Below are 23,421 nucleotides of genomic sequence, written 5' to 3' on the forward strand. Positions count from 1 at the left end.
CAGGCCCTGCACGAGATATCGCTGCATCAGCAGGAAAGCGCCACCACGGGTTCAGTAGACCGAGACTGGGTGGATATCGGAAAGTCCGCCCGCACAGCGTATTGGAGTTGTCGTCGGTCAGCACCGAGGCGAACAGCGACTCGCTCCAGGAGGTCATGAAGGAATAGATCCCGACGGCCACGATGCCGGGTTTGGCCGCCGGCACGATGATTGACACCAGTGTCCGGATCGGGCTCGCACCGTCCACGGTGGCCGCCTCGTCCAGCCCGCGCGGGATCGAGTTGAAATACCCGACCAGCATCCAGATCGAGAACGGCAGGGTGAACGTCAGGTACGTGATGATCAGGCCGAGCAGGTTGCCGGTCAGCCGGATTCCGGTCAGTTGCCCAATGTTGACGTAGATCAGGTAGAGCGGGAGCAAGAACAGGATGCCCGGGAACATTTGGGTGGACAGCACGGTCATCCGGAACAGCTGCCGGCCGCGGAAGGTGTAGCGGCTGATCGCGTACGCGGCAAGGACGGCCAGTGTCACCGAGATAACGCTGGACGTCAGCGAAACGATCACGCTGTTGCTGAAATACCGGGCCAGTGGCACGGTCGTCCAGATATCGATGAATGGCCGGACGGTGATGGTGGTGGGAAACCAGGTGAAGTAGTTCTGCACGTCCGACAGCGGCTTGAACGCGGTGGAGATCATCACGTAAATCGGCACCAGGGTGAACAAGAGTAGGCCGGTCAGGCCCACCACCCGTACGGCCTTGAAGACCCGCGACTCATGCATCCTGGGTCCTCCTGGAGGTGATCAGCAGGTATCCGACCGTGACGATCAGCAGGAACAGCAACAGCAGCACCGACATCGCTGACCCGAGGCCGAAGTTCCAGGTGATGAACGAGCTTTGGTAGACGTGGATGGAAACGATGTCAGCGCTGGCCGGCGGCGAGTCCGCGAACAGCGTGTAGGGCACGTTGAAATCGTTGAAAGTCCACAGGAAAAGCACCAGGACCAGCACCTGGTCGACCGGTCGCAGCATCGGCAGGGTGAGCTTGCGGAACTGCTGCCACATGTTCGCGCCGTCCACCGCGGCGGCCTCGTAGATGTCGCCCGGGATCGACTGCATGCCGGCCATCAGGGTCAGCAGCGCGAACGGCCACAGCCGCCAGACCGCCACCACCACCATGCTGATGAACGCGTTGTTGCCCAACAGCCAGAAAGTCTGGCCGTTGGTGATGTGCAACTGCGCGAGGACGTGGTTGATCATGCCGGTGTTCTGTCCCAGCATGAACTTCCAGACGATCACCGATGCGAAGACCGGCAGCGCGTACGGGACGAGGAAAATCGTCCGAAGCACGGCCCGGCCGCGAAAACTGCGCTGCAGGAGGGTGGCGCCGAAGACGCCGAGCAGCCAGCTGAGCGCCACCACGACCACGCTGAAAGCGATGGTGACGCCCAGGGATCGCAACAGCGCGGCGCCAATCGAGCTGTGGAAATCCACCGAGAACGGTAGTTGTCGAGGCCGGCGAACGGTGCTTGCAGCCAGTGCCGGAGGTAGAACTGGTTCAGTTTGAGGAAACTGATCGCGACGCCGGTCAGCATCGGGACCACGTGCACCAGCAGCTCGAAGACCAGCGCCGGCGCGATCAGCAGGTACGGCAACGCGCGACCGCCCAGCGCGCGGCGGCGCCGCCGGACCCGGGTGGGCCCGGCGGACGCCGCCGGCGGCTCGGTGCCGCGGCGCTCGGCCTCGGTCGAGACGCCGGTGGTCATCAGCTGGTGGCCAGTTTCTGCTGGGCCGAGGTCAGCGCGTTCTTCACATCGGTGTCGGTGAGGACCTTCCCGGTCGCGCTCTGCGCGATCAGCTCCTTCAGCGCGGCGCCGACAGTGGTCTCGAACTGGCTCTCGTTGGTGACCATCGGCATCGGCGCGGAGGTGGTGGACAGCACGTCCACGAAGGTTTTCGTGGTGGCGCCCTGGAAAGCGGCGTCGGACGCGGCCCCCTTGACCACCGGCAGCGAACCGTACGTCTTGTTGAGGCTGATCTGTTCGGTGGTGCTGGTCATGAAGTTGATGAACTTCAGTGCGGCTTCGGTGTTCTTGTCTTTGAAGGCCGCGATGTTGATGCCAGCGACGTGGCTGTTGACTCGCTCTCCACCGGCCGGCAGCGGTGACTCGATGGGCATCGGGGCCACCCCGTAGTCGCTGGTCGGCATGCCGCCCTTCGCGATCGACGCGGTGGTGTTGGTCTGCGCCATGATCATCGAGGCCCGGCCGCCGGTGAAGTCGGCCACCGCGTCCTGGGTGGCGCCGTGCTCCGCGGAGCTCGGAATGGCGATTTTGTCGGCGCCGAGCAGGTCCAGATACTGCTTCACGGCCTTGACGTTCTGCGGGCTCGCGAAGGTGGCCTTACCGGAGTTGTCGAAGTAGTTGCCGCCCTGCTGTTTGCCGAAGATGAAGGCGAAGTGCGCGTTCTCGGTGTAGCTGGCGCCGGCCAGTGAGACGCCCGTATTTCTTGGCCGCCGGGTTGGTGAGTTTCTTCGCGTCCGCCACGAAGTCGGTCCAGTTGGTCGGCGGGGCGGTGATGCCGGCCGCGGCGAAGTCCTTCTTGTTATAGAAAAGTCCGTACGACAGGCCGTAAAGCGGCACCGACTCGGGTGTCTTGCCGGGCGCGCCGGTGGAGCTGAGGCTGGTGGCCAGGAACTTGTCCTTGCCGCCAACCTTGCCCAGCGCGGTGTTGTCGAAGTCCACGAAGGCGCCAGTGGCCTGCAGCGAAGCCGACCAGGTGTTGCCGATGTTCGTCACGTCCGGCCCGTCGCCGGAGGTGGTCGCGGTGGTGATCCGGTCCAGCAGGTGATCCCAGGAAATCACCTCCAAGTTGACCTTGATGCCGGTCTGCTTGGTGAAAAGCGCCAGTTGTGGGGTCAGTACGTCCTTGTCGTTCTGCAGGCTGGTGCCCTGGTTGCTGGCCCAGTACGTGATCGTGTTGGCGTCCGATCCACTGCCGGACGAGCAGGCGGACAGGCCTGTCGTCGCCAACAGTGCCACCGACAACATCGCGGTGAGGGTCTTCTTGCGCACGGTCGACTCCTTCGTTGCGGCGCCCGGATCGCCGGGTCGCCGGCAGTGCGGATGGCATCACCGGGGGCGTGTTCGGTTCCGTACGGCGGGCGTACGGCACCGCGGTCAGCCGGCCGATTAACCGGTTCAGCTCGTCGGTCATGTTAGCTGAGTCACGCCGGGAAGTGAACCGGTTTGGACTGCCTTTTTTTAAGGCATAAATGTAGGGAAACGGTCGAGTTTTGTCGGTTTTAGCCCGTTGTTTCGCTACGCTCCGTGCGCGGGATCGGTGCTCGCGCGTACGGTCAGTTGCGGGGTTTCCAGCCAGCGGTCCGCGGCGGACCCGGTTTCGATCCGGGTCAGCAGCAGCTCGGCCGCGAGGCCGGCCTCCGCGGTGATGTCGTGCGTGAAGGCGCTGACCGCGGGGTGCACCAGCTGGCACAGCGCGAGTCGTCCCAAGCGAGCACCGCGAGTTCCTCGGGCACCCGGACGCCCTCGTTGGTCAGCGTCGACACCGACGCCACCGCCATCACGTCGTTGTCGTAGATGATCGCGGTCGGGCGGCGCTGTCGGGCCAGCAGCTCGCGAGTGGCCCTTACGCCAGCGGTCGCGGTGTAGTCGGTCTCCACCTGTGGCTGCTCGGAGCCGAGAAGTTTCTTCGTGATATCAGCGAAATACCGTTGCCGACGGACGACGTGCTCGAGGCTGTGCGGGCCGGAGATGCGAGCCAGCCGGCGATGTCCGAGATCCACCAGGTGGGTGATCGCCCGGGTCATCGCGTCCTGGTAGTTCGTTCGAGTGCAGTTCGTTCGAGTGCAAATTCCGGCGTACGCGCGTTGGGCCCCGATGATGACCGCGGGCGCGCCGACCTTGCGCAGCCAGCGTGGCCGCGGATCGTCCATCCGCATGTCGAAAAGCAGCATCCCGTCCACCCGCCGGCCGCCCCACCAGCGCCGGTAGAGGTCGAGCTCGCGGGCCGGATCGGACACCACGGTCAGCAGCAACGCCATGCCGCGCTCGGACAGGGTTTTCTCCACGCCGGCGACCATCCGCATGAAATACGGCTCGGTGGCGACCAGTTCCGGATCGCGGACGGCGATCAGACCGACCGCCTCGGCCCGGTCGCTGGACAGCGCACGGGCGGCGCTGCTGGGGACCCAGCCGAGTTCCTCGGCGATCCCGAGGATCCGGGCCCGGGTCTCCACCGAGACGCCGGGCCGGCCGTTCAGGGCGTACGAGACGGCCCCTTTGGAGACGCCGGCCACCCGTGCGATGTCCAGAATGGTGGGCCGCTTCATCGTTCACCGCCTCGGGAGTTTGTCCGCTGGTAACTTAACCGCTTCAGCTCCAGCGCACAATCACCGTCGGGTGCCGCCGCTACTTCACTCCACCAGCGGTCAGGCCAGCCACGATCCGGCGCTGGAAGATCAGCACCATGATCACCAGCGGGATGGTCACGATCACCCCGGCGGCCATCTGGGTTCCGTAGGGCGCGTCGAAGTTCGTGGTGCCGGTGAACAGCGACACGATGACCGGCGCGGTCCGGTAGGTCGGGCTGGTCACCATGCTCAGTGCGATGATGTACTCATTCCAGGACGCGATAAATGCGATGATCGCGGTAGTGAAAACGCCCGGCGCGGCCAACGGCAGGATGACCTTGCGAAATGCCTGGCCGGGGGAGCAGCCGTCGATTTGCGCCGCTTCCTCAAGCTCGTACGGCATCTGCCGGAAGAAGATCGTCAGGTTCCACACCGCCAGTGGTAGCGCGAAGGACATGCTCGGCAGGATCATCGCCTGGTACGAGTTGATCCAGCCAATCGCCGTGAAAAGCCCGAAAAGCGGCACGACGACGGAAATGCCGGGGAACATCGAGGTGGCGATGATGACCGCCAGCGCGACGTTCTTGAACCGGAATTCCAACCGTGCCAGCGCGTACGCGCACAGCGTGCCGACGACCAGCACCAGAATGGTGGTGGTGCCGGCCACGATCAGGCTGTTCAGCAGGGCGCGCCCGAAACCGTTGCGCGGATCGAACGCGGCGCCGTAGTTCTCCACCGAAAACGGTCGGGGGATAGGAAAGTTGTCGAAAAGGTCATTGGTCCGGCGCAGGCTGGAGACGATCATCCAGTAAAACGGCGCGAGGCAATAGATCACGATGATCGCGATGCCGACGTACGGCAGCACACTCGGCCAGCCGCCGGTGCCGGTGGCCTTGCTGCGCCGCCGGCTGGTGGGACGGGCTACCGCGGCGGGTGCGGTGGTGGTCGCCATTATTTCTTCCCCATCCGGTTGCCGATGACATCGGCGCCGAGGACCTTCACGAAAACGAAGGCGGCGACCGCGATGTAGATGAAGAGCATGGTCGATATCGCGCCGGCCGGCCCGAACCGTTGATATCGGACCGCCTCGCTGAAGGCGACGATCGACAGGGTCTGGGTGCTGGTGTTGTCCGGGCCGGTGAGCACATACGGCAGGTCGAAAAGCCGCAGCACGTCCAGCATCCGGAACAGGATGGCGACGATCAACGCCGGGCGTACCAACGGAAGGGTGATCCGTACGAACGTGTTCCAGGCGCCGGATCCGTCCACCTTGGCCGCTTCGTACACCTCGCCCGGAATGATCTGCAGGCCAGCCAGCACCAGAAGTCCGATGAACGGCGCGGTTTTCCAGGTGTCCGCGATCAGCACCGCGAACCAGGCCTGAATGCCTTCGGTGGTCCACAGCACCTTGGTGCCGATGATGTTGTTCGCGACGCCGTCGGCGGCGAAGATCCATTTCCACAGCAGCGCCGAGATCGCGGTCGGAATCGCCCACGGCACCAGGATGGTGGCCCGGATCAGCGCGCGGCCGCGGAATGCCTTGTGCATGATCAAAGCCATCGCGACGCCGATGACGGTCTCGATCGCCACGCCGACGATGGTGAAGGTGGTGGTGTTCGCGAGCGCGGTGAAGAAAGTGTGCCCGGTGTCGCCGGTGAACAGGTCGGTGAAGTTCTTCAGCCCGACGAAAGTGCTGCCCTGGCTGACAAAGCCGGTATTCGGGTCAACGCCGGTGTTTTTGTGGTAAAAAGGCCAGCCGGAGAGCGTCCAGCAGCGGGTAGATGATAATCAGCAACAGCACGAGAAAGGTGGGGGACACCAGCAGGGCGGCCAACCGGCCGACGCCCTGCCTACGGTTGCCCCGCCGCGACATAGCCGCGGTGGGCGGTGGTGCGGTGATCGTGCTCATCTTCTTGTCTCTCCCGAGCTCGGGCGTGGACAGCTGGGACGGCTGGTGCGGCCGGGGACACGTGCCGGATACGTGTCCCCGGCCGCCAGAGGCGGGCTACTTCGCGAGCAGTTGGGTGAGTTTTGTCTGTAGTTCAGCCAATGCCTGATCGGAGGTCTTGGCTCCGGTCAGCGCGTCGGTGGCCGCGTTCTGGATCGCCGCCGACACGTCCTGGTACTGCACCGCGGCCGGCCGCTTCTTGGCCTTCAGGATGGACTGCTTCAGCACTGGCAGATACGGGTACTTCGCGACCAGCGCGGGGTCGTCGTACAGCGACGCCCAGGTCGGGGCCTCGGAGGTGGCCTGCAGGTTGTTGTTCTCCTCCGCCTGGCCGGTCAGGAACTTGATGAAGTTCAGCGCGGTGAGCTTGTTCTTGGTGAACTTGCTGATCGCGAGGTCATGCCCGCCGAGAGTGGAGACACCTGGGCCGTTCAGGCCCGGCAGCGGCGCGATCGCGAACTTTCCGTTCACCTTCGAGGAACCGTCGGTGGCACCGAACTTCGCGTACGTGTAGGGCCAGTTCCGCTCGAAAACCAGATTGCCGTCCTGGAACGCGCGACGGGATTCCTCTTCCTTGTACGTCAACGACGCCTTCGGGATGTAGCCGTCTTTGAAGCCGTTCACCAGGAAGTCGACGCCGGCCTTGGCCTGCGGGGTGTTCACGTCCGGCTTACCTTGGTCATTGAGGATGGTGCCGCCGGCGGAGTTGATGGCCTCGGAGAAATTGCAGGTCAGGCCCTCATATTTGGAGAACTGTCCGGTGAAACACCCGATCGAGGGCTGTTTCGCCTGCACTTTCTTGCAGGCCGCGGTCATGTCGGCCCAAGTGGTCGGCGCGTTGGTCACGCCGGCCGCGGTGAGCAGGTCTTTGCGGTAGTAGAGCAAAGCACCGTCGGACGCGCGGGGCACCGCGTAAAGCTTGTTGAAGTACTTGGCGGTTTCCAGCGTGGGAGCCAGATAGGACGAGGTCGGGATCTGCGCCTCGGGCAGCTGCTCGATCCACTGGTTCGCGGCGAATTCGGCGACCCACACCACGTCCACGTCGACCACGCTGAAAGTCGCGGTTTTGGCGGTGAAGTTCTGCACCATCTGCTGGCGCTGGGTGTCCGCGTCCTCCGGCAGCTCGATCAGCGTGACCTTCTGGTCAGGGTGCATTTTGTTCCAGGCGTCGATCTGGTTGTGCCGGTTGCCTGAGGTGTCTTTGCCCTGCACCAGCGTGATCGGCCCGGTCCCGGTCAGCGCGTCGCTGTTCTGGCTCGTACCGCCGCCGCCACCGCCGCAGGCGGAAAGGATGAGAGCCGCCGCGAGTGCCGGTGCTATCAGGGTTGCTGCTTTTGAGATCCCGCGTACTCGACGCATTAGGAAACTCCTTCTGCTGGTTGCTGTTGCAGGCGTGGCCAGCGTCACGAGTGTGGTGCAGGCCACGATGTAGCTCTGGGCATTCAACACCATCGGACTACCCACTGTCGGAGCTTGGTGCCTCGTTATCTGTTCGTTATTGAGCGGTCGGCACTCTATCGCGGAAAACGGCCAGCCCGTGGCACCTGGCAGGAAACTGCTGTGAAAGCCTGGGCCGGTGCCGCGCCACATCTCTTACTGCCACATCCGTTGGTCCGATATGGACGCCTTCGGACATGTCAACAATGCCCGCTATTTGACGTTGTTCGAGGAGGCCAGGACCGAGCTGATCGCCCGCGCACCGGCCGCTGACGGGCTGGGCGGGCTGATGTCCGGCGTGCTGGTCGCCCGGCACGAGATCGACTACCTCCGGCAGATCGACTACGCCACCGAGCCGGTTCGCATCGACGTGTGGGTCGAACAGGTCAGAAATGCGTCTTTCACCGTCGCGTACGAGCTCTATGACCGCGAGGCCGCGGCCGACGGATCGCTGCCGGTGGCCTGCCGGGCCCGCACCCTGCTCGTTCCGTACGACCTGGCGGCGACCCGGATTCGCCGGCTGGTCCCGCGCGAGCAGGAGTGGCTGCGCGGCTGGCTGCCCGACGGAGGCGATGCGTGACAGCGGTGGTGCGGTTCAGCCCGCAGGGTGCGGCCGCGTGCGGTGCCTTTCTGGTACGGGTGCGCCGGCTCGACGACAACGCTCTTCTGCGCGTACGACCGGCGGCTGATCTCGTGGAGTTGTGTTGCCGGCTGCCGGTAGGTGTCCTGGCCGTGCTGTCCGTTCCCGCCGAGTTGGACACCACGACCGGCGACGAGCCGGTGGTGGCCGCGGACGTACTGCTGCGCGCGTTGGCCGCCGCCGCCGACCAGGCTGAGGTGTCGCTGTCGCCGCGCCGGGACGCGGAGTGGGTGGGTGGCCTGCCCAGCGGTGGTTTCGAGCGCCTCGACGCGGTCCCAGCCGAAGTGGTCAGTCGCCTTGCCAGCGCCGGCGCCCGTACGTTCCGGCAGGCCGCGGCGGGCCGGAGCGCGAAAGCCGCCAGCACCCTGACCAACGCCGTCCTCGACCATGTGGCGCTGACCGTGTCCGGTCCTGCCGGTCGACCCACCGTCGAGGTCACCCAGCGCCTCATCCAGGGCCTCGCCGCCACCGGCCTGGTCGGCGAGAGCGCCCCGGACAGCGTCGTGCAGGTCGAGGTCCGCGAGCCGTGGCTGCGGCTGCGCTCCGCGGCCGGAGCTGTCTACCTGCGCCGAGGCGGGGGACTCAACCTGCTGGTCTGAGATCTGTTGGTCCGGCTGGGATGACACGGGGTATTACCTTGGCGTGAATGCGAGTCGATCCATTGGAGGCCCGTCCGGTGACCCTGGGCCGGGTCCGCCAGTCCCTGGACCGCCTCGGCCACGGCGCCCAAGTGGACGGCGCCCGCCGGCTGCTCATTCCCGGCGAGCGGGCCACCCTCTGGTTCACCCTCTCCGGCGGCGGCCCGCTGGACCGCGAACCGGCGATGCTCTCGGCGCACGTGGTGGCCCATTCCCACGTACCGATGTCCTGGGAGGCGCGCGCCCTGACGGCAGCCAACGAATGGAACAACACGCGGCGGTTGTTGCGGTGTTTCGTGGGTGCTCCGTCGGCTGATCTCGCGTTGCCGCTGACGGCTGATATGTACGTGCCGCTGGGACCCGGAGTGCATGACGCGCTGCTCGATGAGCTGATGGAGTCCGTCGCGGTGTCAGCCCAGGCGTGGGTCGACTGGCTCCACGACGACGCCATGCTGATCTGAAGGCCGCAGTACCCGCGGCCTTCAACCCAACCCCGCCCGCGCGACGGCCGGAGGGCCGTCCTTGTTCGTGGCGGTGGGGTGCCCGTTCTTTGGGTGCCCTGGCGACGCGAACCAGATGCGCCGCCGCAGGAACTGCGGCTTTTGACACAGCCACGCCGGCCTTCAACCCAACCCCGCCCGCGCGACGGCCGGAGGCCGTCCTTGTTCGTGGCGGTGGGGTGCCCGTTCTTTGGGTGCCCTGGCGACGCGAACCAGATGCGCCGCCGCAGGAACTGCGGCCATCAACACAGCCAGATGGCGGCGTCTCCGGGGAGCAGGCCGTCGATGAGGGGGACGCTGGTGAGGAGCACTTCGGACGGCAGGCCGGCGGGCAGGCGTACGGGGTTGTTGGTCACGTTCAGGACGCAGGCGAGGCCGCCGGTACGGCGGAAGGCCACACAGCCGGCGGGAGCTGGGACCCATTCCAGGTCGCCGGCCATGCCGGGGTGCTTTCCGCGCAGCTGCACCGCGGTCCGATAGAGAGGGAGAACATCGACGACGGATCGGTGCGCTGGGTGTCGGCGGCGAGGGGAGCCCAGCCGGCTGGCATCGGGAGCCAGGTGGGGGTGCCGGCGGGGGAGAAGCCGTACGGTGGCTCGCCCGCGGTCCAGGGCAGGGGGATGCGGCAGTTGTCGCGGCCGCGTTCGGTGTGGCTGGAGCGTTCCCAAGTGGGATCGGTGAGGGCCTCGTCCGGGATATCGACGCTTGGCATGCCGAGTTCGTCGCCGTTATAGAGGTAAGCGACGCCGGGCAGGGCGAGTTGCAGCAGGACGGCGGCGCGGGCGCGGCGCTCGCCGACCAGGCCGTCGCCGAACCGGGTCAGGTGCCGGACGATGTCGTGGTTGGACCAGACCCAGCAGGTCGGGGTGCCGGTGCCGGCGACGGTTTCCAGCGACTGCTCGATCGCGTCGGTCAGTTCGTCGGCTCGCCAGCGGGCCTCGGTGAGGCGGAAGTTGAAGGCGAGGTGCAGCTCGTCGGGGCGGACGTACTTGCGAAGCCGATCGTTGTCCCTTACCCACACCTCGCCGACCGTCATCCGGTCTGGGTATTCGTCCACCACGGACCGGATCATCCGGTGAATCTCGTGGACGCCGTCGTTGTCGAACCGTGGATCGTCGTCCGCGCTGTGCAGCAGCGCGACGTTCTCCACTCGCATGTCCGGCAGGCCCGCTGGTTTGGTGAGGCCGTGGGCGACATCGATGCGGAAGCCGTCGACGCCGCGGTCGAGCCAGAATCGGAGCGTACGAGCGAGGTCCGCGCCGACCTCCGGGTTGGCCCAGTTCAGGTCGGGCTGTTCAGGCGCAAAGATGTGTAAATACCACTGGCCGGGCTTGCCGTCGGCCTCGGTGACCCGGGTCCAGGCCGGACCGCCGAAGATGCTCGGCCAGTTGTTCGGCGGCTCGGCGCCGTCCAGGCCATAGCCGTCCATGAAGTGGTAACGGGCTCGCGCGGGGCTGCCCTTCGCGGCGGCTAGCGCCTCCACAAACCAGGGGTGCTGGCTGGAGGTGTGATTGGGTACGACATCGATGGTGACCTTGATGCCGACCTCGTGCGCGGCCGCAAGCAGTCGGTCGAAGGCCGCCAGGTCGCCAAAGAGCGGGTCGACATCGCGCGGATCGGCCACGTCGTACCCGTGGTCGACCATCGGCGACGTGAAGAACGGTGTCAGCCAGAGCGCGTCGACGCCGAGCGCCACCAGGTGGTCCAGCTTGCCGCGAATGCCGTCCAGGTCGCCGACTCCGTCGCCGTTCGCGTCGAAGAAGCTGCGCACATAAACCTGATAGAAGACCGCTTCGCGCCACCAGTCGGACGGCTGACTCGCGTGGTCTGCGCTGATCGGCACAGAGTTGGTAGGCACACAGACTCCTACAGAATCGTTCCAGTTGGGCCTACGGCACATGCTGCCAGAGGAACGCGGCAATTCCTAACCGCTCGTTAACCTCACGGCCTTCTGTGGCCGGGACAATGCCAGCTCACTCGAAGCTGTTGACCATGGAGAACGCGGCGCGCTGCAGGTAGTCCCAGAGGATCGAGTCCAGCTCAGTCGGCAGGCCGAGGCTGTCCACGGCTGTCCGCATCCGGGTCAGCCACGCGTCGCGGGCCGCCGGGTTCACCTTGAAAGGCACGTGCCGCATCCGCAGTCGCGGGTGACCGCGCTGGTCGGAATACGTGGTGGGGCCGCCCCAGTACTGCTCCAGGAACTGCCGAAGCCGTTCGTTCGCCGGGCCGAGGTCCTGCTCCGGGTAGAGCGGGCGCAGCAGCTCGTCCTGCGCGACACCCGCGTAGAAGGCGTCCACCAGTCGTACGAACGTCTCGTGGCCGCCGACGGCGTCGTAGAAAGTCGTCGTCTCGCTCGGGGTTGACTCCACGTCCACCACTCTAAGCGGAGACCTTTCCGACTGGTCCGGTCGCCGGATGCTCCATCGCCTCGTCCTGCAGTTTGACGCTCGGCCAGGGCGGACGCGAGCAGCATGATGCCGAGCGCGCCGGCGGCCCCGCAGAGTGCGACGACATGGGGCGGGAGCAGCACGGACGCGAGAGCGCCGGCGATGAGTACGCCGACACCCTGGGAGATCTGCAGCCCGGACTGGGCCACTCCGAAGGCGCGGCCGCGGAACTGTGGGGCGATCGCTCGCACGTAGTTGGCGTTGACGATGGTCATGCACGAGACGCCGAAACCGGACAGCGCGTAGAGCAACGACACGACGGGCAGCGGTGGGTCCAGGGCGATCGGTACCAGGACGCAGCCGGACATGATCGCCATCGGTACGACCAGTTTCGGGCGCAGGGTGGGGCTGGCGAACCGGCCCAGCACGATCGCACCGATCGCCTCGCCGATGGGGATCGACGCGAGCAGGATGCCGATCACCTGCGGACCGCCGCCGTTCAAATGCTTGGCGAACGGCGCCGACAGGCCTTCGGACGCGTACACGCAGCCGCTGGTGATGAAGGCGAGGATCAGATACGGCCGGAGCACCTTGTGGCCGAGGACGAGCCGCATGCCATCGACGGTCTCCTGCAACAGCGAGCGACGCTCCGGGTGCTTGGGGGGCGCGTCGCGGTGCTTGATCCAGAGTCGGATCGCGGCCGCGGACAGCGCGAAGGTGAGGGCGTCGGCGAGCAGTGCGCCTCGCGCGTTCAGCAGCGCGACCAGCACCCCGGCGATCAGGAAGCCGGCGACCTGGGTGGTCTGGCGGAGCACCGACTGCAGCGAGTTGGCCAGCACGAACGCGTCGCCGGGGATGGCGACCGGCATCAGCGCCGAGCGGGCCGCCTCGAACGGCGGAGCGACCAGTGCCGAGGCGAACAGCAGCGCCAGCAGGATCGGTAGCGGGATGCCCGGCCAGGCCAACAGGCCAACGACCCCGGCCCTGATCAGGTCGCAGGCGACCATCGTGCGGCGCCACGGCAACCGGTCGGCGAGTGCGGCCAGGATCGGGCCGCCCACCACCCAGGGCAGGTATCCGATCGCGAAGGTGGGCCGCGGCGAGCACCGTGGAGCCGGTGTTGGTGTAGACCAGTACGGTCAGGGCGACAGTCGCCAGCAGGTCGCCGACCAGCGACAACACCTGGGTCCCGAGCAGCACCCGAGCCTCGACCAGCGCGAAGACCTGACGGTACGTCGCTGGGCGCGCGGGGGTAGCAGCCAAGGACACTCACCTCCCCGTTACGACCAGTATTGGCGTCGTAGCCCATAGTGTGCACGATTACGGGTAATAGCGACAGGACCCGTGGTATTCAACATCTTCCGGGCGTTCAGGGTCTATGCAGGGTGGGGTAGAACCACCATTTTCCCATCCGCTATGGGACTCACCGCACAACTCCCATCCAGCCGACGAACCTGTCCATTCTGCCTCTGCCCTGCCACACGTGTGAACGCCGGTGTTGGTTCACCGGCGCCCACACTTTCCGGTTCGGACAACTCTCGAAACCCGTCGTACTCTCCGTCACCTTGTCTTGTCCGCATCGACTCGATGCGCGCGGCGAACCTGGACCCACCGAAGAGTGGGGGTGGTCAGGGAGCGGCGCTGGTGGCGGGCGCGCGGAGGTAGAGCTGGCCGCCCAGTGCGGACGTGATGCTGGCTTCGTCGAGCGCGTCGGACAGTCGGCGGCGCAGTTCCCGGCCAACCCGCCATTGGCTGTCCGTCGTCGTCTTCACCGTCACTCGTACGGTGATCCCGAGGTTGGTCATCTGTTCGATGCCGAGCACCTCCGGTGGATCGAGCAGGTCGGTGGCGAACCGCTCGTCGTCGGCGAGGGTCTGCGCGGCCGTCCGGATCACGCTGCTGGCCTGGTCAAGCTGCGTGCCGTAGGGGAGCGGCACGTCGATGACGACGACCGCCCAGCCCTGGCTGCGGTTGCCGACCCGGATCACCTCGCCGTTTCGGACGTACCAGACGGTTCCGTGCACGTCCCGCAGCTGCGTACACCGAAGGCCCACCGCCTCGACGGTCCCGCTCGCCTCGCCTACGTCGACGGTGTCGCCGACGCCGTACTGGTCCTCCAGGATCATGAAGATCCCGGACAGGAAGTCGCGGACCAACGTCTGCGCGCCGAAGCCGAGCGCGACCCCGGCGATGCCGGCGCTGGCCAGCAGTGGGGCGAGGTTGATGCCGAGCTGGCCGAGGATGGTCAGCACCGCGACCGCACCGATCACGATCGAGGTGACGCTGCGCAGCACCGAGCCGATGGTCTTGGCGCGCTGGTGCCGGCGCTCGGGAACCAGCCCGGCGGCGGCCCGCGCGAGCGGCGCGTGCTCGCTGAGCGGCCGCAGGACGACCGGCAGCTTGCCTTCGGTGGTCGTACGGACAAGCCGCTTGATGAGCCGGTGCGTGACCCAGCGGACAACCACCGCGAGAACGATCACCAGCAGGATCTTCAGCGGGGTCGCGACCAGGTATTCCGAGCCGGCCGACAGCCAGCCGACGCCAGTGGCCTGCCACACGGACTGGCAGACCGAACCCGCGTCGGTGGCGCAGTCCGGTTTGGCCGCGAGGATGCGCAGGAGCGATTCCATCTCTTCCTTGCCGTCGCCGGGTCCCGTGTCAGTCCTTCGTACCCGCCGGTGGGTTCGCCGCGGTGGCCGCCCCAGGCTCGACGTGAGCTACGTCCCGTCCCGCGGCCCGGATCCTGGCACTGAGGGCGCCGTCGAGCGATTTGCGAGGCTTTGTACGATTGTGTACGAGGTGGGTTCTGCCCATGGACGGCCGTCGCGGCATTGGCTTAGATGAAAATGCTGTTTCGTGCTCGCCAGCGGGCCGATCCTGAGCCAGGATGTTGCTACCACCGTCGTTTCGACGAGCCTCGTCGGGCGGCGAGTAACGGACCACCTCGGAGGAGGTGCGCGTGGGCGGATCCGGGTCGGCGTTGGTTCTCAACGCCACGTACGAACCGCTGTGCGTGGTGCCAGCGCGCCGCGCGGTAGTACTGATACTCACGGATAAGGCCGTCTCCGTCGCTGATGGAGACGGCTTTTGCATTCCGCGACCCGTTCGTTCGCCGCCCCGATGGTGGTCCGGTTGACGAAGTTCGTGAAGGTGCCCTTCCGGGCCACCGTGTCGCTGACCCGAAGAGCCGTCTTCGCCCGCGACGGCGGTCGCTGCGTTTACTGCGGCAAGGCGGCCAGCACCATTGACCACGTCGTTCCGCGCAGCCGCGGCGGTGCGCACACCTGGGAGAACGTGGTGGCCGCCTGCGGCCGGTGCAATCACGTGAAGGCCGACCGGACGCTCGCCGAGCTGGGCTGGCGCCTGCACCGCCGCCCGGCCTCGCCCAGCGGGCCGGTCTGGCGCGTACTGGGCCACCGCACCCCCGACCCGGCCTGGAACGCCTGGCTGGGCCTGCCCGAAGTGGACCTCCCGGCGCCTTTCCCCGACTCGATGACCGCCTAGCCCTGGGGCTCCTATTTGGTGGGTACGAGCGACTGGGTGACTTTGGGTGTTTCTGCGACTTGAGGTCTGCCCAGTCGACGGTGCTGCCTCCGGGGGCGTACGCCGAAGATCCGGCCCTGGTTGAGGGGGGGTGTCTGCTGCGGGGCTCGGTTGTGTCTGCTGCGGAGGCAACGGCCCGGTTGAAAGCGGGTGGTGCGCTGGGGAGGTGGGCGCCCTGGTCAGAAGCGGTGTGTGCTGCGGAGGCAACGGCCCGGTTGAAAGCGGTGTGCGCTGGGGAGGTGACGGCCTGGTTAAGGGCGGTGTCTGCTGCGGAGGCAACGGCCCGGTTGAAAGCGGTGGTGCGCTGGGGAGGTGACGGCCCTGGCTAAGGGCGGTGTGTGCTGCGGAGATGAGCGCCCTGGTTAATGGCGTTTTCTGCTGCGAGGGGGCGGCGTCTCGTCTACCAGCCATCAGAAAATCCCGCCCCGCCACCAAAGACCGGTGGCGGGGCGGGATTTTCTGATGGTTACTGCCGATCCGCCCTGTATTTCTGGCGCCTTCGGCGCGGGCGCCGTCGACTACGGCTACGAGAGTCGCTTTCTGGCGCCCACCAAAAACCGGTGGGCCCCAGAAAGCGACGCCCCTGCCGGAGGGGCGACAACATCGGCCTGGCGGCCGATGGCGCCGGACGGGGCTGGGTCCCATCTCGTCACGGTTTTTGACCGCATCGCGTCGACGCGGTCGCCGGTCCGAATGGTGATCTCTGGTGGCCCTCGCAGTGGGTATGTCGACGGATCCAGCCGCAACAGACGCGAAAACCAAAGGTCAGGCCAGGACAGCGGACACCGCGGCGGCCGCGTCCAGTGGCGATCCGACGGCCGCATAGCGACCGCCGGACGCCGAGGCAATCGCGCGGCAGGTGGCCTCGCCAGTCTCCTCCTCGCCGGTTGGCGCTTTCAGGCCCAGCACATGGATTCGTACGCCCAGGCCAGCAGCCGAGGCGGCGACCGGCAGCGGGTCGTCACCTTCGGTGCGTACGCCGTCGGTCAGCAGCAGCACGTCCCGGCGAGCCGCGCGGGCCAGCCGGGCCTGGTCGAGGGTGGTCCGCAAGGCCAGCGCGAGATCGGTCGTGCCGCCACCGCGCAGGTCCGCCAGCCGATCCACCAGTTGGGCGACGGTGCCAGCGGCGGCTGGCCCGAGCGGGCGCAGCAGGACCGTACGGGACCAGAAGGCCAGCACCGCGAGTTCGGCGTCCACGATCCGGTGGCAGAGGGCGCCGGCGGTGAGTACGGCGGCGGTCGCGAGGCGCGGTCCGGCCACCGAGCCGGACGAGTCGACGACCAGCAGATACGCCGACTCGCTCCGGCGCCACCCGCGAAAAACCAGGTCATCCAGATGCGGCCGGTGCAGGCCCGTGAGGCGGTTCAGGGTGGCGTCCAGGTCGAGGTCCGCGCCGGCGTACGGGTCGGTGACCAGCGCCAGTGCAGGCCGGCCGAGCCCGCGCTCGGCTTCGGTGCCCCGCGGCCGTACGGCCAGCAGGGTGGCCAGCCGGCGGGCTCGTTCGCGCAGGCCGGCGTCGGCGGCCCGGGTCAGGTCGGCGAGCAGCCCGAGGCCGGCTTCCGGATCGGTGTGGACGAGATCGCTGAGCGCCTGCTCGTCGAGCATGCCGGCCTCGGGGGAGACCGCCGGCAGGTCCGGATGCCGATAGGTCAGTTCGGAGCGCGCACTCGTACGCGACGCCTGGTCGCGCAGCAGCTTCTGGACCTCGCCCGGGTCAGTGACGGCTCGCTTGCCGCCCGACGGAAGCGGCTGCCCGGCGGCCGCGGGGTCGCCGGGCGTCACGCTTTTCCCGACCGGCCGGCCTCCTCCCAGATCTCGGTGACGATGTCCTCGGCCGTACGCCCGCCGCCGTCCGCGATGGTGATCCGTCCGGTCAGCGCGGCCAGCGCCGAGTCCAACGCGGTGTGTTCGCCGGGCGCCGACTCGCTGCGGATCTCGGCCAGCTGCCCGGCCACCAGCACGGTGTCGATCGCGCCGCGGACGGACGCCGGGACGCGGATTTCCGGATGCGTACGTGTCGCCCTGACCGCCCGCACGGCCCGTTTCGCGAGCGCGGAGCGATCGCCGGTCTCCGCGATCACGATCGCGATTTCCGTTAGCTCGTCCTGATAGCCCATCGCGACGCGACACGATCGGTCGTAGAGCGCCGGCGTGATCCGGGTCGTGCCGATGGCGTCGTACGGGTTCATTGCCGCGATCAAACGGAAAGTTGACTCGGCGGGCACCGTACCCACTCGTGGCAAGTGAATTTGTCGCTCGGAAAGCGCGCCCAGCAGCACGTTGAGCGTTTCTTCTGGAATGCGGTTGAGTTCCTCGACATAAAGCAGCGCACCGTCGGTCATCGCACGAAGCAGCGGACCCGGCACGAAGTTGCCGGAATGGTAGTCCTCGCTCAGCACCCGCGACGGGTCGTGATGGCCAGCCAGCCGCGCGGGTGTCAGCTCGGCATTGCCTTCCACCAGCACCAACGGCAGTCCAGCGCCGGCCGCGAGGGCGGTCAGCAGGGTCGTTTTCCCCGTTCCGGGCGGGCCTTCGAGCAGGATGTTGCGACCGCCCGCGCCCAGCGCCGCCGCGACCACTTCGGCCTCGCGACGGCGACCGACAAGGCGGCCACCGGCCGCCGCGACCATCGCGGCGACCGGCAGGCCAGCCCCGTCAGTCGAAGAGAATGACGCCACGGATGTTCTTGCCGTCGTGCATGTCCTTATAGCCCTGCGCGATGTCCTCGAGCCGGTACGTGTTGGTGATCAGCTCGTCCAGCTTCAACTTGCCGGCCTTGTAGAGGGCCAGCATCAGCAGGATGTCCTTCTTCGGGTTGGACGCACCGAAAAGGGCACCTTGCAGGCGTTTCTGGAAAAGCGTCAGCTCGCCCAGCGAGATCGGGATGCCCACCTCGGTGATGTCGCCGAGACCGGTGACCACGCACGTACCGGCCTTGCGGATGGCCGAGAAGGCGCCGGCGATGTGCTCGCCCTTGGTGACGCCCACGGTGACGATCGAGGAGTCGGCGCCCTGGCCGTTGGTCAGCGAGCGGGCGATGTCAGCGCCCCTCCTGGATGGTCTCCGCGGTGTGGGTGGCGCCGAGCTCCATCGCCTTCTCCCGCTTGAAGGCGACCGGGTCGACCGCGATGATGTTCGACGCGCCGGCGTGGGCGGCACCCTGGACGGCGTTGATGCCGATGCCGCCGACGCCCATCACGATCACCGTGTCACCGGGGTAGACCTGCGCCGAGTTGACCGCCGAGCCCCAGCCCGTACCGACCCCGCAGCCGGTGAGTACGGCCTTGTCCAGCGGCACGTCGTCGTCGACCTTCACGGCGTTGTCGACCGACACGATGGTGTAGTCCGCGAACGTCCCCAGTCCGCACATCTGGCCCACCGGCTTGCCGTCCATCGAGTTCCGGAAGCTGGTCGGGTCGTCCGGCCGGCCACCGGACAGCAGCCCAGCGCCCAGGTCGCAGAGGTTCTGCATGCCGGACGCGCACCAGCGACAGCGGCCGCAGCTGGGCAGGAACGAGAAGACGATCTTGTCGCCGTCGGCGAAACCGGGCGTGTTCGGGCCGACCCCGGCCACCACGCCGGCGCCCTCGTGGCCGCCGATCATCGGGTAGACACCGGCCGGGATGTCGCCGGTGGCGACGTGGTCGTCGGAGTGGCAGAGGCCCGCCGCGGACATCTTGATGAGCAGTTCGTTCTGTCGAGGCTCCTCCAGCTCAACCTCCCCGACCTCGTACTCGCCGGGAGCTTGCCGGATGAAAGCGGCACGTGTCTTCATCGAACGCCTCCTGCTCACTGGAACTGGGGTCTGATGGCAGGCTAGATCGACCAGCAGGTATGGCGCAGCTCTCAGATGAGATCAGGTGCCTGTCCGTTCGGTCAGGGAACGAAGTGAACTCTGTCTCGGAGTCGGCCCATAGGGGCAACCCCCTCCGGTCGTCGTGCGTCGAACCAGGTAGACGGATGAGACCGCAGGTGGATGCGTCGTACGTCGCAGTCATGACTTGTCGGTCGGGCACTTCGCCGGGGTGCTGGTGGTGGCTACTCTGGTCAGCGGTTGGCATTGGTGCCTTCAAAGAAGGCATCGTTCTCGAGCAAGGAGGCTCATGTCCCAGGCGGCGGGTCACGCACCGGACGTTGTGCTCGACCTGGTCTGTGGTCCGGAAAGCGTGCTGCCGGAGTCCCGGTCGCGGTATCGGCTGATCACCCATCTGGCCACTGGCGGACAGGCCGAGGTCTACCGGGCCGTACGGATGTCCGCGGGCATCGCTTCCAGCCCGGTCACCGTGAAGGTCTTCCGGTCCAGCGAGGGCCGGCCGCTGATCGACCAGCTGCGGTCCTGGGACAAGGGCGACGCGGTGCTGGCGGACCTGAACGTGCGCGGCATCCCGGGCATCTGCCGGCGGATCGAGGGCTTCATGGGCGGCCTGCCGCACGCGCCCGGCACGCTGCCCAGCCGCGGCCTCAACGGCCAGTTGGACGAGGTGCCGTACCAGGTCCTGGACTTCCTGCCGGGCTGGGCGCTGCGGGACATGGCCGGCGGCGCGTACCCGAAGGTCGAGGGTCGCCCGGTGCTGCGCAGCCTCGCCGACGTGCTGCTGGCGCTGCACCACCCGGCGGCTACCGCGAACCCGGTGCTGCACATGGACGTCACCCCGGCGAACGTGGTGATCCTGCCGGACGGCAGCCCGCGACTGATCGACTTCACCGGCGCCCGGTACGACCGGCCGGACTACATCACCTCGGTCGCCTTCACCGCCAAGGCCGGCGGCCCGGAGGCGTTGACCGGCCGGGTCGGTCCGGCGTACGACGTGCACGGCTTTGGCGCGGTGGCGTATTTCCTGGTCACCGGGCAGCTGCCGCGCGAGGTCGCGGAAAGCACGCTGGTCTCCGGGCCGGAGATGCCGCGGGCCCGCTGGTCGATCCTGAAGCCGGTCGCCGAGCTGGACGCGGCGCCGCGGCTGCGGGAGCACCTGCTCGCGCCGCTGATGGACCAGCCCGCCGACCGCCCGCATACGAACGAGCTGCTGGCCTGGGTGGACCGGCTGGCCGAGCTGCTGGCCGCGGCCCACCCGTTGGCCGGCGGCGTCGCGATGTGGAGCGGTGGCCGCCGCTCGGCCCGCGGATCGGCCCGGGTGACCAGCGGCGCCGGTGTTGGTGCCGCCGCGATCGCACCGGTGCCGGCCAGCAACCCGGTGACGCCGTTCGTGGCCGGCGCGGCGACCGTACCGGCCGGTGCGGGTTTCACCAAGGTGCCCACCGCGAAGGCGAGCGCTCACGTCTCTAGCCCACCAGCCGTCGTCGCCGCCGTGCCATCGCAAGGCGGGCCGGGCGGCACCCGCGTGGACCTGGTGGCGCCAGGTGTCCCGCAGGCCCCGGCAGGGCCTCCGGGCGTCCGCGGACCGGCGCGTGGCGCGTCAAAAGTGCCGGCGCCGACTCCGCCGCCACCGGACACCGCGGACCAGCCGGCGATCCAGCGGCCCCCGGAGTCCCGTCGCGCGTACGGGCCGAAACGGGGTCGGTTGCTGTCGATTCTGGGCGCTGTGTTCCTCACCGTGTGCTGCCTGATCTGGGCGGCCTGCGCGGTGTTGAGCAGCCTCTTCGACGGCAAGAGCGTGAACAGCGCGGTGCTCAGCGAACTGCTCGTCGGCGCTGGCCTCGCGCTGGTCGCCGCCCTCGTGCCGTTCTGGCTGTGCCGGCTGATTGGCCGGATGCTGCTGGGCTGGCGGCAGCGCCGCGGTGCGCTGCCGTCGCACCTGATCGCGGCCGGCTTCTCGGTGCTGAGCGGCATCGCCTTCATCTCCGCCACGACCCCGCCGTCGTTGAGCCTGCCGAAGTTTTTCTAGAGCGTCGGCGGCCGGCGTTCTTCTGGGAACGCTGGCGCCGATACGGGACGATCTTGGGAAGGCGAGCCTCGTACGTCACATCGGCCGCATCCTGATCAGGTGGCGCTCACGGGCTTCGGATACGGTGAGTCATACGATTTGTTAGCCAGAAGGACAGGCCTCATGACTCCACTTGAGACCGTCGGGACTTTTGTCGGCATCCCCGCCTCGGTCTTCCTTGTGATCGCGGCGCTGGTGTACGGCACGAGTGCCCGCCGCTCCAAGCGTTACCGGCCCGGCCGGCCGTTCGACTTCGCGCCGGTCTGGTTCCTCGCCGCTGTGCCAGACGCCCCGGCGGCTGCTGGACACGGCCACTCGGCCGGCCAGCTGACCGCCGCTGCGCAGCGCACGGCGTTGCCTGCCGGCAGCGCCACGCCCTCGACCCCGAAGGGCGGCGCAAGTGGCAGCTGGTGACGCGGTGTTGACTGAGGAAGCTGTGGTGCCCAAGGAGGCTGTGGTGCGCGAAGAGGCCCCGGCGGCGCCGGCAAAAGACGGGTACGACGGTTCCGACCCGACTTCGGGGGAGAGCCCTTTCAGCTCCCGGCAGCTGATCCGCATCGACGAGGCGCTGTCCGCCGCCGACCGCGAGTCCGGGCTGGCTTTCAGCGTCTATGTTGGCGATCTCGGTGAGAAGACCCGCGAGCACGCCGAGAAGCTGCACGACAAGCTGCCCGATCCGGACAAGTCCGTGCTGGTGGCGATTTCCCCGGACCAGCGGATGGTGGAGATCGTCACCGGTTCCTCGGTGGTGGACCGGATCCCGGATCGCATCTGCGCGCTGGCCGCGCTGTCGATGACCGCGGCCTTCGCCGGCGGCGACCTCACCGCCGGCATCGTCACTGGCCTGCGGATGCTGGCCGACCACACCAAGGTCTGACCCTCGGCGAACTCGACGTTTTCGTCGCCGACACACCGAAAACGTCACGTTCGCGAAGTAGTGCGTACGAGAAACCGGCGGCCCCCGAAAGTGCGGGCCGCCGGTTTCGCGTCTCAGTCGGACTTGCGGTCGCGCTCGCGGGCGGCGAGGGCGCGGCGAACGCCGTCGCGCTGTTCGGCGAGCAGCCGGCGCAGTGCCGGCGGGTGGTCGGACTGCGCCAGCAACGCGTCCGCGGCGTCCAATGTGGACTGTTCGACCAGCATCCGCGGGAACAGGCCGATCACCATGTTCTGCGCGACCTCGGACGAGCGGCGCTGCCACACGTCCGCGACCGACGCGAAGTAGCGGTCGGCGTACGGGCGGAGCAGCTCCAGCTGGCCGGGGTGCCAGAAGCCGGTGATGGCGGCTTCCATGATCGCGTTCGGCAGGCCGTCCTCGACCACCGCGATGTGCCAGGCCTTCTCCTTGGCCGCCGCGGTGGGAATCGCGGCCCGGGCGGTGGCGGCCTTGCGCTGGCCGGTGGCGGTGGCGTCCCGCGCCAGCTCGGCGGTGATCTCCGGCTCGCCGACAGCGCCGGCCCCGGCCAGGCCCTGCAGCAGATACCAGCGCAGGTCCGGGTCGACCTTCAGGCCCTCGACCGTGACCGTGCCGTCCAGCAGGCCACGTACCTGCGCGACCACCTCCGCACCAGCGGCCCACGCGGTGTCCGCGGCGACCCGTACCCACTGCAGCTGGGCGTCGCTGCCCGGCTCGACCGAGCGGATGGTGGCCAGCGCGGTCTGCGCCAGCGTCTTCCAGCCCTGCTCGCCCCACGCCGGGTCGGTGTACGCGCCGAGCGCCGTACGGATGTTCCGGATGCCGTCCAGGATCAGCGACGACACCGTCTCGGTCGGCATCCCGCCCCACACCATGGTGGCGTAGTCGCGGGCCGGCATCTCGGCGTCCCGGACCATGTCCCACGCGGCCTGCCAGCACAGCGACCTGGCCAGCGGGTCACCGAGCGCGGCGATGTGCTCGACCACGCTGCGAACAGACCGGTCGTCCAGCCGATCTTGGGCACCGGCGTGAGTTCGCGCCGGCGACGCATCCAGATTCGACCTGCTTCGCGCAGCTCGAAAGTCGGTGCCGTCGAAGTCGTTGCACAACCCAGGCCAGCCGGTGTGGCCGCCGCGGTGCTCTTTAGGGCGCCTCCTGGCGC

The 23,421-nt window shown here is 67.7% G+C and carries 22 protein-coding genes and 4 pseudogenes; 8 read left to right on the top strand and 18 right to left on the bottom strand.

Annotated features, from left to right (window positions below; translation table 11 throughout):
* The 8 genes from GNX96_RS45855 to GNX96_RS45880 all read right to left on the bottom strand — a co-directional run.
* The coding region (locus tag GNX96_RS45855) for a carbohydrate ABC transporter permease (protein ID WP_163573679.1) at positions 1–781 on the bottom strand (781 nt) is incomplete at its 3' end.
* A complete protein-coding gene (locus tag GNX96_RS60410; RefSeq protein ID WP_279583298.1) occupies positions 774–1,349 on the bottom strand; it encodes a carbohydrate ABC transporter permease in 576 nt (191 codons plus the stop codon). The genes GNX96_RS60410 and GNX96_RS45855, both read right to left, overlap by 8 nt.
* Positions 1,295–1,765 (bottom strand): hypothetical protein, encoded by a 471-nt coding sequence (locus tag GNX96_RS60415; protein ID WP_279583287.1) that lies wholly within the window; start codon positions 1,763–1,765, stop codon positions 1,295–1,297. Before GNX96_RS60415 ends, GNX96_RS60410 begins: the two co-directional genes overlap by 55 nt.
* Entirely contained in the window at positions 1,765–2,490 is a 726-nt protein-coding gene (locus tag GNX96_RS60420; protein WP_279583299.1) for an extracellular solute-binding protein, read from the bottom strand. The genes GNX96_RS60415 and GNX96_RS60420 overlap by 1 nt, the downstream gene beginning before the upstream one ends.
* Positions 2,402–3,073, bottom strand: a complete 672-nt coding sequence (locus GNX96_RS60425) for an ABC transporter substrate-binding protein (protein ID WP_279583288.1) — start codon at positions 3,071–3,073, stop codon at positions 2,402–2,404. Before GNX96_RS60425 ends, GNX96_RS60420 begins: the two co-directional genes overlap by 89 nt.
* A 338-nt stretch (positions 3,074–3,411) precedes the next feature.
* Entirely contained in the window at positions 3,412–4,350 is a 939-nt protein-coding gene (locus GNX96_RS45870; protein WP_163573680.1) for a LacI family DNA-binding transcriptional regulator, read from the bottom strand.
* 79 nt (positions 4,351–4,429) lie between these two features.
* Entirely contained in the window at positions 4,430–5,323 is an 894-nt protein-coding gene (locus tag GNX96_RS45875; protein WP_163573681.1) for a carbohydrate ABC transporter permease, read from the bottom strand.
* A complete protein-coding gene (locus GNX96_RS45880; protein WP_279583289.1) occupies positions 5,323–5,961 on the bottom strand; it encodes a carbohydrate ABC transporter permease in 639 nt (212 codons plus the stop codon). The genes GNX96_RS45875 and GNX96_RS45880 overlap by 1 nt, the downstream gene beginning before the upstream one ends.
* On the opposite strand from GNX96_RS45880, the gene GNX96_RS60430 reads away from it, so the two are divergent.
* Positions 5,942–6,118: a hypothetical protein gene (locus tag GNX96_RS60430; RefSeq protein ID WP_279583290.1), complete on the top strand. Its 177-nt coding sequence runs from the start codon at positions 5,942–5,944 to the stop codon at positions 6,116–6,118. The two genes, GNX96_RS45880 and GNX96_RS60430, sit on opposite strands and share 20 nt — an antisense overlap.
* Here the strand turns inward: GNX96_RS60430 and GNX96_RS60435 are convergent.
* Both GNX96_RS60435 and GNX96_RS45885 read right to left on the bottom strand, forming a co-directional pair.
* Positions 6,095–6,280, bottom strand: a complete 186-nt coding sequence (locus GNX96_RS60435; RefSeq protein WP_279583291.1) for a hypothetical protein — start codon at positions 6,278–6,280, stop codon at positions 6,095–6,097. The genes GNX96_RS60430 and GNX96_RS60435 overlap by 24 nt on opposite strands.
* A 96-nt stretch (positions 6,281–6,376) precedes the next feature.
* A complete protein-coding gene (locus tag GNX96_RS45885; protein ID WP_163573682.1) occupies positions 6,377–7,678 on the bottom strand; it encodes an ABC transporter substrate-binding protein in 1,302 nt (433 codons plus the stop codon).
* A gap of 217 nt (positions 7,679–7,895) precedes the next feature.
* Between GNX96_RS45885 and GNX96_RS45890 the strand changes: the two genes are divergently transcribed.
* The 3 genes from GNX96_RS45890 (at position 7,896) to GNX96_RS45900 (ending at position 9,495) form a co-directional block, all read left to right on the top strand.
* Positions 7,896–8,336, top strand: a complete 441-nt coding sequence (locus GNX96_RS45890) for an acyl-CoA thioesterase (RefSeq protein WP_279583292.1) — start codon at positions 7,896–7,898, stop codon at positions 8,334–8,336.
* Positions 8,333–8,995, top strand: a complete 663-nt coding sequence (locus tag GNX96_RS45895) for a hypothetical protein (RefSeq protein ID WP_163573684.1) — start codon at positions 8,333–8,335, stop codon at positions 8,993–8,995. Before GNX96_RS45890 ends, GNX96_RS45895 begins: the two co-directional genes overlap by 4 nt.
* Positions 8,996–9,072: 77 nt before the next feature.
* Positions 9,073–9,495, top strand: a complete 423-nt coding sequence (locus tag GNX96_RS45900) for a YbjN domain-containing protein (RefSeq protein WP_163573685.1) — start codon at positions 9,073–9,075, stop codon at positions 9,493–9,495.
* A 281-nt stretch (positions 9,496–9,776) separates the two neighbouring features.
* Here GNX96_RS45900 and GNX96_RS45905 read toward each other — a convergent pair.
* The 4 genes and pseudogenes from GNX96_RS45905 to GNX96_RS45920 all read right to left on the bottom strand — a co-directional run bounded on the left by GNX96_RS45905 (position 9,777) and on the right by GNX96_RS45920 (position 14,551).
* Positions 9,777–11,434 (bottom strand): annotated as a pseudogene (locus GNX96_RS45905) (glycoside hydrolase family 13 protein).
* A gap of 73 nt (positions 11,435–11,507) precedes the next feature.
* Positions 11,508–11,903 carry a globin gene (locus GNX96_RS60440; protein WP_390624338.1) on the bottom strand — a complete coding sequence of 132 codons (396 nt, stop codon included), beginning with the start codon at positions 11,901–11,903 and terminating at the stop codon, positions 11,508–11,510.
* A gap of 41 nt (positions 11,904–11,944) precedes the next feature.
* Positions 11,945–13,003 (bottom strand): annotated as a pseudogene (locus GNX96_RS45915) (MFS transporter); the annotation flags it as partial.
* Between the two features lie 546 nt (positions 13,004–13,549).
* Positions 13,550–14,551 carry a mechanosensitive ion channel family protein gene (locus tag GNX96_RS45920; protein ID WP_163573688.1) on the bottom strand — a complete coding sequence of 334 codons (1,002 nt, stop codon included), beginning with the start codon at positions 14,549–14,551 and terminating at the stop codon, positions 13,550–13,552.
* A 329-nt stretch (positions 14,552–14,880) separates the two neighbouring features.
* Between GNX96_RS45920 and GNX96_RS45925 the strand changes: the two are divergent.
* Positions 14,881–15,425: pseudogene (locus GNX96_RS45925) on the top strand (HNH endonuclease).
* A gap of 804 nt (positions 15,426–16,229) precedes the next feature.
* Here GNX96_RS45925 and GNX96_RS60445 read toward each other — a convergent pair.
* The 3 genes and pseudogenes from GNX96_RS60445 to GNX96_RS45940 form a co-directional block, all read right to left on the bottom strand.
* Positions 16,230–17,246, bottom strand: coding sequence for a vWA domain-containing protein (locus tag GNX96_RS60445; protein ID WP_279583295.1), 1,017 nt, complete (start codon positions 17,244–17,246; stop codon positions 16,230–16,232).
* A complete protein-coding gene (locus GNX96_RS45935; RefSeq protein ID WP_163573692.1) occupies positions 17,243–18,094 on the bottom strand; it encodes an AAA family ATPase in 852 nt (283 codons plus the stop codon). The genes GNX96_RS60445 and GNX96_RS45935 overlap by 4 nt, the downstream gene beginning before the upstream one ends.
* 25 nt (positions 18,095–18,119) lie before the next feature.
* Positions 18,120–19,239: pseudogene (locus GNX96_RS45940) on the bottom strand (NDMA-dependent alcohol dehydrogenase).
* Positions 19,240–19,567: 328 nt separating this feature from the next.
* Between GNX96_RS45940 and GNX96_RS45945 the strand changes: the two are divergent.
* From GNX96_RS45945 to GNX96_RS45955, 3 genes are all read left to right on the top strand, one after another.
* Positions 19,568–21,307: a serine/threonine protein kinase gene (locus GNX96_RS45945; protein ID WP_163573689.1), complete on the top strand. Its 1,740-nt coding sequence runs from the start codon at positions 19,568–19,570 to the stop codon at positions 21,305–21,307.
* 162 nt (positions 21,308–21,469) lie between these two features.
* Entirely contained in the window at positions 21,470–21,760 is a 291-nt protein-coding gene (ctaJ, locus tag GNX96_RS45950) for an aa3-type cytochrome oxidase subunit CtaJ (protein ID WP_163573690.1), read from the top strand.
* Positions 21,747–22,223, top strand: coding sequence for a DUF5130 family protein (locus GNX96_RS45955; protein WP_279583296.1), 477 nt, complete (start codon positions 21,747–21,749; stop codon positions 22,221–22,223). The genes ctaJ and GNX96_RS45955 overlap by 14 nt, the downstream gene beginning before the upstream one ends.
* A 113-nt stretch (positions 22,224–22,336) precedes the next feature.
* Here the strand turns inward: GNX96_RS45955 and GNX96_RS45960 are convergent.
* On the bottom strand, positions 22,337–23,421 hold a 1,085-nt coding region (locus GNX96_RS45960), incomplete at its 5' end, for an ERAP1-like C-terminal domain-containing protein (RefSeq protein ID WP_279583297.1).

The sequence above is a fragment of the Fodinicola feengrottensis genome (genome assembly GCF_010993775.1).
GTDB classification, from domain to species: domain Bacteria; phylum Actinomycetota; class Actinomycetes; order Mycobacteriales; family HKI-0501; genus Fodinicola; species Fodinicola feengrottensis.

Bases quoted from the DNA above. Each gene is read 5' to 3' on its own strand.
- GNX96_RS45935 (WP_163573692.1), bottom strand. From the start codon at position 18,094: ATGGTCGCGGCGGCCGGTGGCCGCCTTGTCGGTCGCCGTCGCGAGGCC.
- GNX96_RS60415 (WP_279583287.1), bottom strand. From the start codon at position 1,765: ATGACCACCGGCGTCTCGACCGAGGCCGAGCGCCGCGGCACCGAGCCG.
- GNX96_RS45875 (WP_163573681.1), bottom strand. From the start codon at position 5,323: ATGGCGACCACCACCGCACCCGCCGCGGTAGCCCGTCCCACCAGCCGG.
- GNX96_RS60435 (WP_279583291.1), bottom strand. From the start codon at position 6,280: ATGAGCACGATCACCGCACCACCGCCCACCGCGGCTATGTCGCGGCGG.
- GNX96_RS45885 (WP_163573682.1), bottom strand. From the start codon at position 7,678: ATGCGTCGAGTACGCGGGATCTCAAAAGCAGCAACCCTGATAGCACCG.
- GNX96_RS45870 (WP_163573680.1), bottom strand. From the start codon at position 4,350: ATGAAGCGGCCCACCATTCTGGACATCGCACGGGTGGCCGGCGTCTCC.
- GNX96_RS45945 (WP_163573689.1), top strand. From the start codon at position 19,568: ATGTCCCAGGCGGCGGGTCACGCACCGGACGTTGTGCTCGACCTGGTC.
- GNX96_RS60430 (WP_279583290.1), top strand. From the start codon at position 5,942: ATGACGGTCTCGATCGCCACGCCGACGATGGTGAAGGTGGTGGTGTTC.
- GNX96_RS45920 (WP_163573688.1), bottom strand. From the start codon at position 14,551: ATGGAATCGCTCCTGCGCATCCTCGCGGCCAAACCGGACTGCGCCACC.
- ctaJ (WP_163573690.1), top strand. From the start codon at position 21,470: ATGACTCCACTTGAGACCGTCGGGACTTTTGTCGGCATCCCCGCCTCG.